Raw genomic sequence first — 15,738 nt, forward strand, 5'->3', positions numbered from 1 at the left:
CAGTGACGGTTTTATTGCAGCCCAAGCGCGATTGCCGTCGCCACAAATCCCGCGAGGTATGATCGATCCGCCGTCCTGGCATGGCGACAAGGCGACCAAATTGTCCTACAAATGCCTGGTCGCATTCCGGGCGGCCCTTCGGCGGCGCCCCAATTCAACACAATCGCGAGGACTGACATGGAATACCGCACCCTTGGCCGTTCCGGCCTGAAGGTTTCGACGCTGACTTTGGGCACCATGACATTCGGCGGCGCAGGCCCGTTCGCCGCGGTCGGCAACAGCGATCTTGCCGAAGCCAAGCGCATGATCGACATGTGCATCGACGCCGGCATCAACCTCATCGACACCGCCAATGTCTATTCGAACGGCCTGTCGGAGGAGATCATCGGCGAGGCGCTCGGCGGCAAGCGCAAGAACGATGTGCTGATCGCCTCCAAGGCACGCATGCGGATCGGCAGCGGGCCCAACGATGAAGGCCTGTCGCGCCACCACCTGATCCGTGAGTGCGAGAAGAGCCTGAAACGGCTGAAGACCGACGTCATCGACATCTATTTCGTCCACCAGTGGGACGGCCTTACCCCGGTCGAGGAACCCGTCGCCGCGCTCGACACTTTGGTCAGCCAGGGCAAGGTGCGCTATATCGGCTGTTCCAACTGGTCCGGCTGGCAGGTGATGAAGGGGCTCTCGATCAGCGACAGCCGTCACCAGCAGCGCTTCGTGACCCAGCAGATCCACTACACGCTGGAGGCCCGCGAGGCCGAATATGAACTGCTGCCGATCTCGGTCGACCAGGGGCTGGGCGTGCTGGTCTGGAGCCCGCTCGCCGGCGGCTTGCTGTCCGGCAAATACCACCGCGACAGCCCGACCGCACGGCAGCTCGCTGGCTGGTCGGAACCGCCGATCCGCGACGAGGATCGGCTCTGGCGGATCGTCGACGTGCTGGTCGAGATCGGCAAGGCCCGTGGGGTATCGGCGGCGCAAGTGGCGCTTGCCTGGCTGCTCGGGCGCCCCGCCGTCTCCTCGCTGGTGATCGGCGCCCGCAACGATGTCCAGCTCAAGGATAATCTCGCGGCCGCAAGCCTGGGGCTCAGCCCTGAAGACCGCCAGCGGCTCGACGCGGTCAGCCGGCCGCCCCTGCTCTACCCCTATTGGCACCAGCAGTTCACGGCGAGGGATCGCTTCGGCCCCGCCGACATGGTTCTCGACCGCAGCGTCATCTGACCATCAGGCGGAGGCGCGCTAGCCCTCGATGAAACGCCAGAGTTCGGGATCGGGTTCGATCTGGCCGCTGAGCACGAAATATTTGTAGAGCACGAGCAGGGCGATCGCCTGCTCGTCTCGCTCATTGGAGAATTTCCGGCAATAGGCGTTGGCCGCGGCGATGATGCGCTCGGCCTGCGCCGGATGCTGTTCGAAATAGCGCACCTTTTCGCCGAGATCGGCGAAATCCAGATCGAGCGGCACATAATGGACATTGGCCTCGAGCTGCCGCTCCGCGAACCATGTCTCGTATGTCGGTGGCGGCATCAGGCAGAGCGACTTCGAGTTCAAGATCCATTTGAGGTTGGTCGCCACGTCATTGCCTTCGAGCGAAACGATGTAGCGGTAGCGCTGATGCTGGCCGATGCTGAGAAAGGGCTTGGCGTATTCGGCTGGCGCGTTCGGCTTGTGCGAGCCGGCATCGCAGAACGGCAGGTCGCGCACCGCTTGCAGGAACCGTGTCCTGATCGGATTGTTGAGATCGCCCCGCCAGACCACGGCCGGCAGCTTGTCACCAAACGAGATGGCGTCAGCCGGCATCTGGAAGTGACGAAACTTGTCGAGCTTCATGATGACCGCGTTCTGGTCGTCATCACGGATCGGCCGGTCCTTCACGATCGTCGGCACTTTCGGCACATTCCTGACGTCGCCGAATTCGATGTCGATGAGCAATCCGGGGTCGAAGTAGCGGGCGAATTCCTTCAGGTCGTAATAGTACATGGTCGGCGTGAAGGGCAGCTTGCTGATGCGCATGGCATTGGCGCTGGGCGCGAAACCATCCTGCAGCTTGTTGTAGTAGTTCAACCGTCGGCGCGCAGCCTCATCGCAAAGCCTGGCCTTTTCCAGGCGAACGGCCAGCCTGCGACGGAACAGGGCTTGTGGAACGATATCGCGCGCGGCGTTTCGCGCATAATAGAAAACCTTTGCCGACGTTCGCGCGATTGAGGCCATGATTCACTTGATCAAAACAAACAGGCAGCTCTCAACACGCTGGCGCCCGGCGTTTCCTACATCATTGTGGCGCCGATCTGGCAAGCCCCCTCGGATTTCCGAGGCTGCGCCCGCACGGTCGCTTCAGCTGTTGTGTTTGACGGCTAATGCTCCTAGGCAGGGTCAGAGCCGCAAGGCAGGACAAAAGGAGCCGATATGGCGCGAGCACCAAACTACGATCAGGAACGCAAGGAACGCGACCGGCAGAAGGCGGCGAAGAAGGCCGAAAAGCTTGCGGCCAGGGTTGCCGCGCGCGAACGTTCAAAGCCCGAGGGCGAGGTCGAAACCGAAACCGCGGAATGACGGCAAAAGGCCCGCATATGCGGGCCTTGCCTCAATCCAGGTTGTCGCCTTGCGTCAGGCGGGCGCCTTGTCGCTGACAAAAACGTCGACTTCACGCGCCGCGGCGATGAAGGCGCGGCGGGCGTTCATCGCCGGCTTGTCGCCGGCCAGCGCGTCGTGGCAGGCCTGCAGCGCCGCGCGATGCTTGGGGCTGCGCTTGCCGGGCCAACTGTTGAGCAGGTAATCGGAAGCCTCGCGGGCCGTGCGCAGGAGCTGAGTGCTTCCCGCCGTGACGGACTTGACGGTCACGGGTGTTTCAAATCGGTTGTTTTCCATCGCCGCTCTTACGCCATCGGCATCCGCGAAGCGAGGCCGAAAGTGCGGTGCGTACCTGGACGCCGCTTTTTTGCCCGGCAAGCGCCCTGCCCGGACCGGCAGCGCTAAGCAGCGACGACGGCGAAGCCCCTGGCGCGAAGACCGCGTCGATCGTTGGCGAGCGACGTCACCAGCCGATCGCGGCTGCCGACGATGTGGGCTGAAAGCCGGCGCGCCGCTTCATCGGCATCGCCAAGGCGCGTGGCCGCCAGAATGGCACGGTGCTCAGCCCAGGCGCGACCAAGGGCTGCTTCGTCACGCACCTCCAGCCAGCGGGCACGCGACAGGCGCGTCATGGCATCGCGCACTCCCCTGAACAGGAATTCATTGCCCGACAGGCGCGCCAGTTCGATGTGAAAATCCATGCCGACACGATGCCATTCCTCGCGCGCGGTGTTTTCGTCGCAGGAATCGAGCATCGCCTCGATGACATCGATGGCGTTGCCGTCGGCGTGCGTGCATGTCAGCCGCAGCGCCGCGACTTCGACCGCTTCGCGATAGACCGCGATCTGTTCGAGCTCGGCCAGGTTGATGGGCGACACCGTCCAGCCGCGGCCGTCCCTGCCCACCAGCCCCTCGGTCTCCAGCCGCAGCAGGGCTGCCCTGACCGGCGTGCGCGAGGCGCCGAAGCGGCCTTCGATCCAGCGCTCTGTCAGTTTCTCGCCTGGACCGATCTCCAGCCCCAGGATCATCTCGCGCAACTGTCGTTCGACATTCTGCATCTGCGACATAGCGCTTCCTTGGTTCCGAAGCCGCATTGACAGCAGCCGGGTTGGAGTTCATGACGGATACCAGTTTGGTATCCCAAAATGGTATCCGCAACAAGCGCTGATATCGGGCAGGCAGGACATGGCACAGGAAGACACGCAACAGAGCGGCTACAACATCCACTGGCGGCGCAATCTTGCCGTCTGTTTCGCAGGCTCGTTCAGCACGCTCATCGCCATGACCCTGTTGTTGCCTTTCCTGCCGCTCTATGTCGAACAGCTTGGCGCACAAGGCCATGCGGCGATCGTGCAGTGGTCCGGCATCGCCTATGGCGCCACCTTCTTCGCGGCAGCCCTGGTCGCGCCGCTGTGGGGGCGGCTGGGCGACCGCTACGGCCGCAAGGTGATGCTGGTGCGCGCCAGTTTCGGCATGGCGATCTGCATGTCGCTGACGGGCATGGTCGAGACGGTCTGGCAATTGGTGTTGCTGCGTCTGCTGATCGGCTTTGCCGGCGGCTACTCCTCAGGATCGACGATATTGGTGGCCATGCAGACGCCGAAGGATCGCTCCGGCTGGGCGCTGGGCGTCCTGTCTGCGGGGATCACCGCCGGTTCGCTGGTCGGCCCCTTGCTGGGCGGCGCACTGCCGCCGGTGATCGGCATCCGCGCCACCTTCCTGTTGTCCGGCGGCGTCATCTTCCTGGCTTTCTTGGCAACGACCTTCCTGATCAAGGAGACCCCGCGCCCGAAGCCGGCCAAAGCCGCATCGGCTGCGAAGCCGAAAAGCGGCTGGTCGCAGATCCCCGACAAGCGCCCGGTCGTGGCCATGCTGGCAACCGGCATGCTGCTCGCCTTCGCCAACATGTCGATCGAGCCGATCATCACCGTCTATGTGCAGCAGCTCATCGAGGATCCAAGCCGGGTGACGATGGTCGCCGGCGTGGTGATGTCGGCGGCGGCGCTGGGCACCATCCTGTCGGCGTCATGGCTCGGCAAGCTTGCTGACCGCGTCGGCCACTGGAACGTCGTCGTCGGGGCGTTGGCCGTCTCTGCCCTGCTGCTCATTCCGCAAGCCTTCGTCACCAAAGGCTGGCAACTGATCGGGTTGCGCTTCCTGATGGGCCTGGCGCTCGGCGGCCTGCTGCCCTGCATCACCAGCGTCATCCGCCACAACATCCCGGACGGAGTCGGCGGCAATGTGCTTGGCCTGGCGATTTCGGCGCAGTATGTCGGGCAGGTTGCGGGACCATTGACCGGCGGCTTCGTCGGCGGCCACTTCGGTATGCCGGCGGTGTTTCTCGGCACATCGGCCCTAATGGCCGGCGGCGCCGTCTACAACTGGATTGTCCAGTCGCGGCGCACACGGCATATGGCACTAGAAGCCAGCGAGTCCTGAGCGGCTCCAGATCGTTGTAACAGGGAACTAGCCGACATGAATTCCGCCGAACCCAGCCGTATCCTTGTGTTTGCCGGCGGTCTCGTCGGCGCGGCGGGCGTGGCGCTGTCGGCGGCCGCCGCGCATCGCGGCGGTGCCTTCACCGGCACGGCCGCGTCGTTCCTCTTGATGCACGCGCCGGTCTTCCTCGCCGTCGGCCTCATCGGCGCGAATCGCTGCCTGCGGATCGCGAGCGTCGTCCTGCTTGTCGGGCTCCTGCTTTTCGCGGGCGATCTTCTCGCTCGCGATTTCCTGGGATCGAGACTGTTTCCGATGTCGGCACCAATCGGCGGCACCCTGCTCATCGCCGGCTGGCTGGGGATAGCCATTTCTGCCCTGCTACGCCCGCGCTCCTGAGGCCAAGTAGGATCAATCCCGGGGACGTTCGGTGCGGACCCAAAGATCTCGATTGCGCGCGGCCGGATTTGTCAGGCGCCGCACCTTCGGCCGCTCGGCGGCCGGCGCGATGCCCCAGTAATTGCGATAGATGTCCTCGAACAAATGCTTGATGGGATGCATGATTTTTCTCCATTGAATCGATCCAATCGACAGGCGCAAAGAAACGCGCCGATCAGCTCCGCTTACGCTCCACTAGGAAGCGAAGGTCGCGAATCCATGGGCCGGTCCTGCCCCGACGCCTGGACCTGTCGGTGCCCGACCCGATGCTCCAGTCGTTGCGATAGATGTCTTCGAACAGATAATCGACGGGATGCATGGCGCACCTCCCCTAGGTCGTTTCGCAGAACAAATCTGCCACTTTGGATCGATTCAAATATAGGCCTTCAAGCATCTCCGGTCAAGCAAAATTTGAATCGATCCAACGAAAGTGCTAGATGCAAATCCGGAACGTGCTAAATGCATGTTAGGAGGCACGCACAATGGCGTCACTCACCGCAGGCAATCGAAGACCCGTCCGGCTGGCCGACATCGCCAAGGCCGCAGGGGTTTCGCACGGCACCGCATCCAATGTCTTCAGCCGCCCCGAGATCGTGCGCGAGGAAGTCCGCGAACGGGTGAAGGCCGCGGCCGAGGCGATGGGCTATGGCGGGCCGGATCCCAAGGGTCGCCTGTTGCGGGCCGGCAAAGTCAACGCCATCGGCGTCGCCACGGCCGAGCCCCTCTCCTACTTCTTCGACGATCCCTTCGCGCGCGTCATGATGGCGAGCATCTCGCAGGCCTGCGATGCAACGGGAGCCGGCATCTCCCTGGTTTCGGCTGCTAACAACGAACAGCTCGCCTGGAACATCCAGAGCGCCCTGGTCGACGGCTTCATCGTCTTCTGCGTCGAAGGTGGTTCGCGCCTGGTGGAACTGGCACGTGAGCGCAAACTGCCCTTCGTGGCGCTCGATCTGGACTCCGAGGATGGGGCGGTCGCGGCGATCGGTGTCGACAACATCGCAGGCGCCAGCCTGGCGGCGCGCCATCTCACCGATCTCGGACATCGTCGCTTTGCCGTTCTGGCACTGCCTTTTGCCGACGGCAGGACAGGTCTCGTTTCACCCGAGCAGGTTCGCTCCGCGACCTACGCGGGAACGCGCGACCGCCTCACCGGCTATCTTCAGGAGCTTTCGCGGGTTGGCGTCGACACATCCAAAGTGCCCGTCTACGAGACCGCCAACGATGCGGCCAGCGCGAAAGCCGGGCTCGAAACCATCTTCGCGGCCAAGGAGCCGCCCACGGCCATCCTGGCGATGTCGGACAAAATAGCCCTGGTAACGCTCGAATGGCTGAGCGCGCGCAAGCTCAACGTCCCCAACGATGTTTCCATCGTCGGGTTCGACGGTGTTCCGGAGTCCGCCGTATCCGAGCCGTCGCTGACCACGATCGCCCAGCCGATAGCCGAGATGGGCCGCCTTGCCGTCAAGGCGATCCTGGAAAACGACGGCAAGGTCAGCCGGCAGTTGCTGCCCGTCGAACTGATCGTGCGCGCCTCGTCGGCTCCGCCGCGCGGCTGAACCGCCCGCGCCTCAGCGATTGGCTCTTGCCACGGCGGAGATGCCGAAAGACGCTCGGACCGGCGTGACATCCTTTTGCGTCGCGCGGGCCTTGCCCGCGCCGCCGATGGTCGACAGCCATTCGAGATAGAAGGCGAGCGCGAACTGCATGGCGATGCCGGCTGATAGCAGCAGGCTGTCATAGGCAATACCACCCGGATTGATCAGTTTCATCACCTGCGCCACCATGGCGATCACCGTGCCGGCGATGAACACCGGCAGCGAGCGCTTGCCGAGAATCGCCAGCGGATGGTCCGGGCTGGTGCGGAACAGGTTCGACAGCGCCGGCAAGGCGACGATGAGGTAGCTGACCGCCAATATATGCAACAGACGTGGCAGCGACAGGAAGGTCTTGTCGAAGCCGCCGATCACCACCGGCAGCTTGAACCAGGTTATCTGCCCCCAGAGCGGACTGTGCACCCAGACCAGTGCCGCCACCACATAGGCCGCGGCCGCACCGACCAGCCAGCGGTTAACCGGAATGACACCGCCGCGCCTGACATGCAGCATGGCGGCCAAGCCGATGTTGAAGAGGAACTGCCAGGACAGCGGGTTCAGGAACCAGAAGCCGGGCTCGGGATAGTTGGGCGGGGCGATCTGCCAGATGCCGGCTACGAGCCACAGCGCGCCGGAGGCGACGAGCGCCGCGACGGGCCGGTAGCTGATGAACAGGACGAAGACCGGCGCCATCAAAAGCAGCGCGGCATAGACCGGCAGGATGTTGTTGTAGCCAAGCTGATGGCCGAGCGTGACGATGCCGACCATCACTTCCGGCGTGTTCTTCATCAACGGCTCGATGTTGATCAGTTTCAGCAGTTCCGGCCGCCTGGTGAACACCGCCACGGCGCAGAACAGGGCGATCACCGCCATCGTCGTGACGATATGGGCGATGTAGAGCATGCCTGCCCGCCGCCACATCTTCAATGTGGCCAGAAGCCGGCCACCCGGCCGGAACTTCGTGCCGTAGGCGAGCGCGACCGAGATGCCGGAAATCAGCACGAATGCCTCGGCAGCGTCCGAAAAGCCGAAATTCTTGTAGGTCAGGGTCTCGAAGGCGGTGCCCGGCACATGGTCGACGAAAATGGTGAGCAGTGCGAGCGCGCGCAGCACATCGATACGCGTGTCGCGTTCGGGGATACGCAAATTGCGATCCGACAAAACAGGGGTAGTCATCGACAAAAGGCCTCAAAGCTGGTTGTTCATGTCCAGCAATGCGACCCCCGGCGCACCGCTTCGATTCCTCCCACGTGGAGTGTATCGGCGCAGAAACGGGCTGGAATGCGCCTGGTTCAATCAACTTTCGCGGAGCACGAAAATATTGCGTTTTGAAGCCGGCAAATTCAGCGGAACCTCATATAATCAAGAGGATGCGGGATGACTGGCGACAGCGTCGAAAACGGCCCGCTGCTCAAGGATCTGGCCTTTCCTTACCGCATTCACGACGCCGGCAAAGACAGCCGTGAATGCCTGTTCCTGCTGCATGGATCGGGTGTTGACGAGACCACTTTGGTGCCGCTGGCAAGACGGATCGCACCCGACGCCGTGCTGGTCGCGGCGCGTGGCCGTGTCACCCAGGAGGACGGTTTCCGCTGGTTCGAGCGGATAACCCCGACGCGCTTCGAACAGAAGAGCATCCTCGCCGAAACGGCTGCTTTCGCGGCATTCGCAAGCGACGCCGCGAAGCGCCATGGACTTGATCTCGATCGCGCAACGTTCCTCGGCTATTCGAACGGCGCCAATCTGGTTTCCAGCCTGATGCTGCTCCACCCGGGTGTTGTCCGCAGAGCGGCGCTGCTGAGGCCGATGCCCGTGCTCGACCACGTGCCGGCAACGGATCTTGCGGGAACTCGGACGCTGATCATCGCCGGCGCTGCCGACGAGACCTACGGCCCCTTCGCGCCGGCGCTGGTGACGCTGCTCAACCAGCACGGCGCCGAGATCGACGCCCGGATCATTCCCTCGGGCCATGACATCGGCAATCCGGAGGCCGCCATCGTCAGGCAATGGCTGGCGGGATCGGCTGCCATGGCATAGGCAGAGCCGCTTGTGAGCGTCGGGCAGGCTGTTTCGCGGCAGGAAACCGCAGAATAAGTGTGACAAAAGCAACTGTTCACCAACGAAATGGGCCGTGGCTTCCATTGTCCACAGCGGCGACATATGTCTGTTACATCCGGTCTATCGAGATGCTGTCTACTGAGGGGAGGTCTGCATGGCCGACAAGAACAGCGTCACTTTGCTCGACGACACTTCACAATTGCCTGTCATTGCGGCCAATCCGGCCGAGATCGCCACGATTGAAAACGGCATCGACGTGCGCGACCGCGCCGCGATTTCGGTTTTTGGCGACCGCGCCCAGCAGGCCGTCAGCGATTACGCCGACAAGATCCTGTCCCAACTGCGCAACCGTGACCTTGGCGACACCGGCGACCTGCTGACCGACATCATCATGAAGGCCAAGAACCTCGATCCGGCCTCGCTGAAGGATCAGGGGTTTTTGAGCAATCTGTTTTCCTCGTTCAAGGCGCGGCTGGAACGCTTCAAGGAAAAATACGAGGACGTGGCGGGGCAGATCGACCGCATCGGCCTCGATCTCGACCGGCACAAGGACACGCTGCGGCGCGACATCGCCGTGCTCGACGATCTGCACGAGCAGACCAAGGATTCCATCCTCAAGCTCGACGCCTATGTGCAGGCGGGCAAGAAATTCGTCGATGATTATCGAACCAATGAGTTGCCGAAACTGAAGGCGGCTGCGGATAAGGCGGGCGGCGATGTCGGCGGCACGCTGGAGGCGCAGACCTACCAGGATGCGGTGCAGGCGCTGGATCGTCTGGAAAAGCGCGTCTTCTATCTGGTGCAGGCGCGCCAGCTCGGCATCCAGCAATTGCCGCAGATCCGCATCGTGCAGTCCGGCGACGAGACCCTGATCGAAAACCTCCAGGCCACCTCAGCGCTGACCGTGCCGGCATGGAAGCAGAAGATGGTCATCCTGCTTGGCCTGACCAACCAGAAATCGGCGCTCGAACTGCAAAAGACGGTGACGGACGCCACCAACGAGATGATCCGCCAGACCTCCAAGATGATGAAGGATCAGGCAATCTCCATCGAGGAGCAGGCGCAGCGCGGCATTGTCGATGTCGAAACGCTGGCGCAGGCCAATCGCGACCTCATCGACACGGTGCAAGGCGTGCTGAAGGTCCAGCAGGAGGGCCGCCAGAAGCGGGCCGACGCTGAGAAACAGATGGACCAGATGACGCTCGATCTGAAGAAAGCGTTGACTCAAGGCTGATCGGAACCGCCATGCCGAAGACGCTGACGTCCGTTCTGCTGCTGGCCTTCGCAGTGCTTTTGGCCGCCTGCAATTCGAGCAACGTCAAGTTCTCGATCGTCTCCGGGTCCGAAAACACGGTGCTGGAGCCGATCGTGCAGGAATTCTGTGCCAAACAAGGCGCGACCTGCACCTTCGCCTATGAAGGCTCGCTCGACATCGGCCTTGGCCTGCAACGGCCTGCCGGCCTCGACCAGGACGCGGTCTGGCCGGCCTCGAGTGTATGGGTGGATCTGTTCGATTCCGGCCGCAAGGTGCGCAATTTGACCTCGATCGCGCAGATGCCGGTCATTCTCGGCGTGCGCAAATCCAGGGCCGAAGAGCTCGGCTGGGTCGGCAAGCCGGTCTTCATGAAGGACATCCTGGCCGCGGTGAAGGATGGCAAGCTCAAATTCCTGATGACCTCGGCGACGCAGTCCAATTCCGGCGCCAGCGCCTATCTCGCCATGCTGTCCAGCGCGCTCGGCGGCAAGGAGGTGATCGAACCTGGCGATCTCGACAATCCCAACGTGCGCGAAACGGTAAGCGCGCTGCTGCAGGGCGTCGAGCGTTCGTCCGGCTCGTCGGGCTGGCTCGCCGATCTCTATGTCGACAGCGCAAGCAAGGGCACCGTCTACGACGCGATGTGGAACTATGAGGCGACGCTGAAGGAGACCAACGACAAACTGAAGCAGATGGGCAAGGAGCCGCTCTATGCCGTCTATCCGGCCGACGGCGTCGCGGTCGGCGATTCCCCGCTCGGCTTCATCGACCATGGACGCGGCCCGGAGGTCGAAAAATTCTTCACCGACCTGCTCGCCTATCTGCAGTCGGACGCGGTGCGCAAGCGCATCGCCGACACCGGCCGGCGGCTGCCGCTTGGCGGCTCGGCGATCCAGGCCGCGGCCGAGCCCGACTGGAATTTCGATCCGGGCAAGCTGGTGACGTCGATCCGCATGCCGGAGCCGGCGGTGATCCGCAAGGCGCTCGATCTCTACCAGGAGGCCCTGCGCAAGCCTTCGCTGACGGCGCTGTGCTTCGACTTCTCCGGCTCGATGGAGGACCAGGGCGAGAAACAGCTGCAGGCCGCCGCGCAGTTCCTGTTCACGCCGGAAAAGGCCAGCGAGGTGCTGGTGCAGTGGACGCCATCCGACCATATCTTCGTGCTGCCGTTCGACAGCGTCGTGCGCGCCAATTTCGCGGCAACCGGCGATGCGGCCGGGCAAGCCCAGCTGCTGGCTGCCGTCGCCGACCAGCACGCCGGCGGCGGCACCGACATGTATGCCTGTGCCCAGCAGGCGCTGCAGCAGATCACCGCCACGCCAGATCTGCCAAAATACCTGCCGGCGATCATCATCATGACCGATGGCAGGACGGATGGCAGCGCCGACTTCTTCCTCCAGCAATGGCGCAACGCGCCGGTGCGTGTGCCGGTGTTCGGCATCACCTTCGGCGATGCCGACAAGAGCCAGCTCGACAGTCTTGCCAAGGCGACTTCGGCACGCGTATTCGATGGCAGCGGCGATCTGGCGGGCGCCTTCCGCGCCGCCCGCGGCTACAACTGAGATGCGCGGCTAGGATGCGTGGCTTGTTCGGCAACGACTGGAACTGGATCGTGGCGGGCCTCGTCTCGGCGGCGTTGCTGGTCGGGCTGAGCCTGCTTATCCATTTTCCGTTCCTGGTGTCGGCGATCATCGCAGCACTTGTCTTTGCCGGACTGGTGTTCGTGCTGGCGCCGCGCCAGCTGTTCGAAGGCGTCGATCTGAACTCGTTCTCCGGCAGCCGGGTGGCGTTCGCCCGCGAGCTTCTGGCACAGGCCCAACCGGCCGCGGATCGGCTTGCCGCTGCGGCAGGCACGATTGCCAACAAGGATATGAAGGCGAAGGTGAAGAACCTCTCCGATATCGCCGCCGATGTGATTTCCAGGGTCGAGGCCAAGCCCGACAGCGCGCCTTCGGTGCGGCGGTTCCTCACCTACTACGTGCCGCAGGCGGCGGAGGTGGCGGAAGGCTATGCGACGCTGGCAAACCGGCGCGCGCCCAGTCAGGCGCGGCTGGCGAATGTCGGCGCTGTGATCACCAAGCTTCAGGACGGATTCGTGCACTATGCCGACAGCCTCGCCGATACCGAACTCGGCACGCTCGACGTAGACCTGCGACTCATTCAGGAGTCGCTCAAAGAGGATATTGGTCGCTGATGGCCATTTCGCGCCGCGCTTTTGGACTGGGCCTGCTGGGTGCGGCCGCCGCCGGCACCGGCGGCTATCTGACGCTCAAGGATCGCCCCGAATTCCGCGGCTATCTCGGCAACAAGGCACATCTGTTCGGCTTCATCGGCGGCGAGAAGCAGGCGTTCCTGGCCGATCCGGACGTCGTTCATGCGCTCGGCGGCTACGGGCTGGAGCTCGACGCGCGCGTCGCCGGCTCGGTCGAGATGGTGCGGGAAGCAGCACTTCTGTCGCAGAAACCGCAATTCCTGTGGCCATCCTCCTCGATCATGGTCGATCTTGCCCGCAAGAGCGGCGTGGCGATCCGCAACGACCAGGTGGTGCTCAACTCGCCGATCGTCGTCTACACTTGGGGGCCGGTGGTCGAAGGGCTGAAGAAGAGCGGACTGGTCACGGTCGCCGCCAAGGGCGGCTACAATCAGCTCGACCTCAAGGCCTTGCTCGATGCCATTCTGGCCGGCAAGAACTGGTCGGATCTCGGCATCGGCGAGCTTTATGGCCGGGCGCGTATCGTCTCCACCGACCCCAACCGCTCCAATTCCGGATTCATGTTCGCCGGCCTGGTGCTAAGCCTGATGAGCGGCGACGTGGCGACGCAGGAACTGCTGGCGCAGCACGGCGACCAGGCCAAGGCGATCTTCCGCAGCATGGGCCTGAAATCGTCATCATCGGGAAAACTGTTCGACCAGTATATCGCTGGCGGCCTTGGCGCCGAGCCGATGGTGGTCGGTTACGAAAACCAGTTGGTCGAATGGGCGCTCGCCGATCCGGCGCGCTGGCAAAGGGTGCAGGCCGGCATGGGCGCCAAACCGGAAATCCTCTACCCCCGGCCGACTGTCTACTCGGCGCATCCGCTGATCGTCGTCGATCCCGCGGTCGACCGGCTGCTGGAGGCGCTGACCAGCCCGAAGCTGCAAGAGCTTGCCTGGTCCAAGCACGGGTTCCGCGGGCCGCTCGGCACCGTGGCGGGTGACGCTGACGCTATAGCCGGGGTGAGACCGGCGGAAATCGAGGCGGTGCTGCCGATGCCGTCGGCCGACGTGATGCTTGCGCTGCTCGCCCAGATGGACAGTTAAGGCTTACCCTCGCCCCATCCGGTTCCATGCATCGAGCCCGGCGATCTTGTAGGCTTCCGCCAGCGTCGGATAGTTGAAGGTGTTGTTGACGAAAAAGTCGACGGTGCCGCCGAGATTGATGACCGCCTGGCCGATGTGAATGAGCTCGGTGGCGCCCTCGCCGACGATGTGCGCGCCGAGCAGGCGGCGCGTTTCGATCGAGAACAACAGTTTCAGGAAGCCGGTGTCGACCCCCATAATGTGGCCCCGCGAGGTTTCGCGAAAGCGGGCGACACCAACCTCATAGGCGCCGCCGCTCTGGCGCACCTGCTCCTCGGACTGACCGACGGTGGAAATCTCCGGCACCGCATAGATGCCATAGGGGAATGTTTCCGGCGGTGGCGGCAGCGCCACGCCGAAAGCGTGGCAGGCAGCCACCCTGCCCTGCTCCATCGAGGTCGAAGCGAGACTCGGAAAGCCAATGACGTCGCCGGCGGCGTAGATGTTGGGCACGCTGGTCTGAAACGTCTGCGGATCGACCTTGATGCGGCCTCGGGAGTCGGCCTCGATGCCGACCACGTCGAGGCCCAGGCTGCCGACATTGCCGGTGCGGCCGGCGGCGTAGAGCACCACCTCCGACCGGATGGTGCGGCCATCGGCCAGTTCCACCTCGGCGGTCTCCGGCTTCGAGCGGATTTCCTTCACCGCGCTGCCAAGCCTTATCGTCATGCCGCGATCGCGCATCTGGTGGATGAAATCGTCGACGATCTCGCGGTCGACGAAATCGAGGATGGAGTTGCGCGGCTCGACCAGCGTCACCGGCACGTCGAGCGCGGAAAAGATCGTGGCATATTCGACGCCGATGACGCCGCCGCCGATCACCGTCAGCGTGCGCGGCAGGCGATCGAGCTCCAGCATCTCGTCGCTGTCGAAGACGCGGGTCTTGTCGAAAGGCACGTCGCGCGGCCGGTGCGGCCTGGTGCCGACCGCGATCAGAGCATTGGCGAAGCCGACTTCGCTGTAATCGCCATTGTCTGATGTCAGGCTGACCTTGTTGGGGCCGATGAATTTCACCGCGGCGCGCGCGCTCTTGACCGTGTTGCGCATGAACTGGTGTTGCAGCACCTCGACCTCGTGATCGAGCGTCTTGTGCAGCCGTTCGATCAGGTCGCCGACGGAAATATCCTGCTTGACCCTGTAGCCGCGCCCGTAAAAGCCGCGTTCGCGCCAGCCCGAGAGGTTGAGCACGGTTTCGCGCAGCGTCTTCGAGGGAATGGTGCCGGTGTGCACGGAGACGCCGCCGAGACGCCGGCCGCGGTCGACCACCAGCACGGATTTGCCGAGCTTGGCCGACTGCACCGCGGCGCGGCGGCCCGAGGGGCCGCTGCCGATGACCAGCATGTCGTAGTCCATATTTCCCCGTCCCCTCGCCTCTGCTTCAGAGTGCTTTTGTTGCGCCGCAACAAACTAATGCCATCCGCGCGGCAAATTCAACCGATTCGGATCGTGTCCTGCGTCGCTCGATCCCTGCGCTCCGAAAAGCGCCGACCTTGATTCCGACACAGGCCTTCACCATTTCATCATCGAGCGGCCCGCACCCTATGTCGGGCCCTGTTACGAGGAAATGACATGAACGCGCGCGTTCTCGACGGCGAAATCATCAACACAAGGCTTGACGATGTCAGGGCCTATGAAGGCGTGCGCACAAGGCGCATCCTGGCCTTCGTGCTCGACTATATCATCGTCGCGCTGCTCACCATTCCGTTCGCCATATTGGTGTTTTTCCTCGGGCTTTTGACGCTCGGTCTCGGCTGGATGCTGTTCGGCATCCTGGTGCCGGCCGTCGCCATCCTCTACATCTGGAACACGCTGGGCAGCGCCGATCAGGCGACCACGGGCATGAAGGTGATGGGCATCCGCCTCGACCGTCTCGACGGCCGGCCGATCGACGGCCTGACCGCGGTCGTCCATTCCGTGCTGTTCTGGGCCGGCAATGTCATCCTGTCGCCACTGGTGCTGCTGGTGACCTTGTTCTCCGACCGCAAGCGCACGCTGCATGACTTTCTGCTCGGCACGGTGGTCAGCCGCAGCGGCCGTTAAAAGGCG

Annotated in this window: 17 protein-coding genes; 11 read left to right on the top strand and 6 right to left on the bottom strand. The window is 63.5% G+C overall.

The features are described 5' to 3' along the window. Positions 1-177 precede the first annotated feature (177 nt). Positions 178-1,221, top strand: a complete 1,044-nt coding sequence (locus tag CKW40_RS20200) for an aldo/keto reductase (protein WP_095201601.1) — start codon at positions 178-180, stop codon at positions 1,219-1,221. A gap of 18 nt (positions 1,222-1,239) precedes the next feature. Here the strand turns inward: CKW40_RS20200 and CKW40_RS20205 are convergent, their stop codons facing one another. Further along, complete coding sequence (locus CKW40_RS20205) at positions 1,240-2,211, bottom strand: glycosyl transferase family 90 (RefSeq protein WP_095201602.1); 972 nt, start codon at positions 2,209-2,211, stop codon at positions 1,240-1,242. 195 nt (positions 2,212-2,406) lie between these two features. On the opposite strand from CKW40_RS20205, the gene CKW40_RS20210 reads away from it, so the two are divergent. After that, positions 2,407-2,553 (top strand): hypothetical protein, encoded by a 147-nt coding sequence (locus tag CKW40_RS20210; RefSeq protein ID WP_095201603.1) that lies wholly within the window; start codon positions 2,407-2,409, stop codon positions 2,551-2,553. A 54-nt stretch (positions 2,554-2,607) separates the two neighbouring features. On the opposite strand, the gene CKW40_RS20215 is transcribed toward CKW40_RS20210, so the two are convergent. Then, positions 2,608-2,868 carry a DUF982 domain-containing protein gene (locus CKW40_RS20215; protein WP_027028494.1) on the bottom strand — a complete coding sequence of 87 codons (261 nt, stop codon included), beginning with the start codon at positions 2,866-2,868 and terminating at the stop codon, positions 2,608-2,610. A gap of 104 nt (positions 2,869-2,972) precedes the next feature. Next, the gene (locus CKW40_RS20220) at positions 2,973-3,638 is read right to left on the bottom strand and encodes a GntR family transcriptional regulator (RefSeq protein WP_095201604.1); all 666 of its coding nucleotides are present in this window, start codon (positions 3,636-3,638) and stop codon (positions 2,973-2,975) included. Between the two features lie 118 nt (positions 3,639-3,756). Here CKW40_RS20220 and CKW40_RS20225 point away from each other — a divergent pair, with 118 nt between their 5' ends. Together CKW40_RS20225 and CKW40_RS20230 are read left to right on the top strand one after the other, a co-directional pair. Continuing rightward, entirely contained in the window at positions 3,757-5,010 is a 1,254-nt protein-coding gene (locus CKW40_RS20225) for an MFS transporter (RefSeq protein ID WP_095201605.1), read from the top strand. A 36-nt stretch (positions 5,011-5,046) separates the two neighbouring features. Next, positions 5,047-5,406 (top strand): DUF423 domain-containing protein, encoded by a 360-nt coding sequence (locus CKW40_RS20230; RefSeq protein WP_095201606.1) that lies wholly within the window; start codon positions 5,047-5,049, stop codon positions 5,404-5,406. Positions 5,407-5,418: 12 nt separating this feature from the next. Here the strand turns inward: CKW40_RS20230 and CKW40_RS43850 are convergent, their stop codons facing one another. Continuing rightward, positions 5,419-5,568 carry a hypothetical protein gene (locus tag CKW40_RS43850; RefSeq protein WP_095201607.1) on the bottom strand — a complete coding sequence of 50 codons (150 nt, stop codon included), beginning with the start codon at positions 5,566-5,568 and terminating at the stop codon, positions 5,419-5,421. A 359-nt stretch (positions 5,569-5,927) separates the two neighbouring features. Between CKW40_RS43850 and CKW40_RS20245 the strand changes: the two genes are divergently transcribed. Further along, positions 5,928-7,004 (top strand): LacI family DNA-binding transcriptional regulator, encoded by a 1,077-nt coding sequence (locus CKW40_RS20245; protein ID WP_095201609.1) that lies wholly within the window; start codon positions 5,928-5,930, stop codon positions 7,002-7,004. 12 nt (positions 7,005-7,016) lie between these two features. Here the strand turns inward: CKW40_RS20245 and CKW40_RS20250 are convergent, their stop codons facing one another. After that, positions 7,017-8,216, bottom strand: coding sequence for an OpgC family protein (locus tag CKW40_RS20250; protein ID WP_095201610.1), 1,200 nt, complete (start codon positions 8,214-8,216; stop codon positions 7,017-7,019). A 201-nt stretch (positions 8,217-8,417) separates the two neighbouring features. On the opposite strand from CKW40_RS20250, the gene CKW40_RS20255 reads away from it, so the two are divergent. From CKW40_RS20255 to CKW40_RS20275, 5 genes are all read left to right on the top strand, one after another. Then, complete coding sequence (locus tag CKW40_RS20255) at positions 8,418-9,077, top strand: alpha/beta hydrolase (RefSeq protein ID WP_095201611.1); 660 nt, start codon at positions 8,418-8,420, stop codon at positions 9,075-9,077. Positions 9,078-9,252: 175 nt separating this feature from the next. Further along, positions 9,253-10,332 carry a toxic anion resistance protein gene (locus CKW40_RS20260; protein ID WP_095201612.1) on the top strand — a complete coding sequence of 360 codons (1,080 nt, stop codon included), beginning with the start codon at positions 9,253-9,255 and terminating at the stop codon, positions 10,330-10,332. An 11-nt stretch (positions 10,333-10,343) separates the two neighbouring features. After that, positions 10,344-11,915 (top strand): substrate-binding domain-containing protein, encoded by a 1,572-nt coding sequence (locus CKW40_RS20265; RefSeq protein WP_095201613.1) that lies wholly within the window; start codon positions 10,344-10,346, stop codon positions 11,913-11,915. Between the two features lie 14 nt (positions 11,916-11,929). After that, entirely contained in the window at positions 11,930-12,547 is a 618-nt protein-coding gene (locus CKW40_RS20270; protein ID WP_095201614.1) for a 5-bromo-4-chloroindolyl phosphate hydrolysis family protein, read from the top strand. After that, complete coding sequence (locus CKW40_RS20275) at positions 12,547-13,653, top strand: type 2 periplasmic-binding domain-containing protein (protein WP_095201615.1); 1,107 nt, start codon at positions 12,547-12,549, stop codon at positions 13,651-13,653. The genes CKW40_RS20270 and CKW40_RS20275 overlap by 1 nt, the downstream gene beginning before the upstream one ends. Positions 13,654-13,656: 3 nt before the next feature. Here CKW40_RS20275 and sthA read toward each other — a convergent pair whose 3' ends face one another. Continuing rightward, on the bottom strand, positions 13,657-15,045 hold the full coding sequence (gene sthA, locus CKW40_RS20280) for a Si-specific NAD(P)(+) transhydrogenase (RefSeq protein ID WP_095201616.1): 1,389 nt from the start codon (positions 15,043-15,045) through the stop codon (positions 13,657-13,659). Between the two features lie 216 nt (positions 15,046-15,261). Between sthA and CKW40_RS20285 the strand changes: the two genes are divergently transcribed. After that, on the top strand, positions 15,262-15,732 hold the full coding sequence (locus tag CKW40_RS20285; protein ID WP_095201617.1) for an RDD family protein: 471 nt from the start codon (positions 15,262-15,264) through the stop codon (positions 15,730-15,732). Positions 15,733-15,738 lie beyond the last annotated feature (6 nt).

Origin of the sequence: Mesorhizobium carmichaelinearum (assembly GCF_900199455.1) — a bacterium.
In the GTDB taxonomy this organism is placed as follows: Bacteria; Pseudomonadota; Alphaproteobacteria; order Rhizobiales; family Rhizobiaceae; genus Mesorhizobium; species Mesorhizobium carmichaelinearum.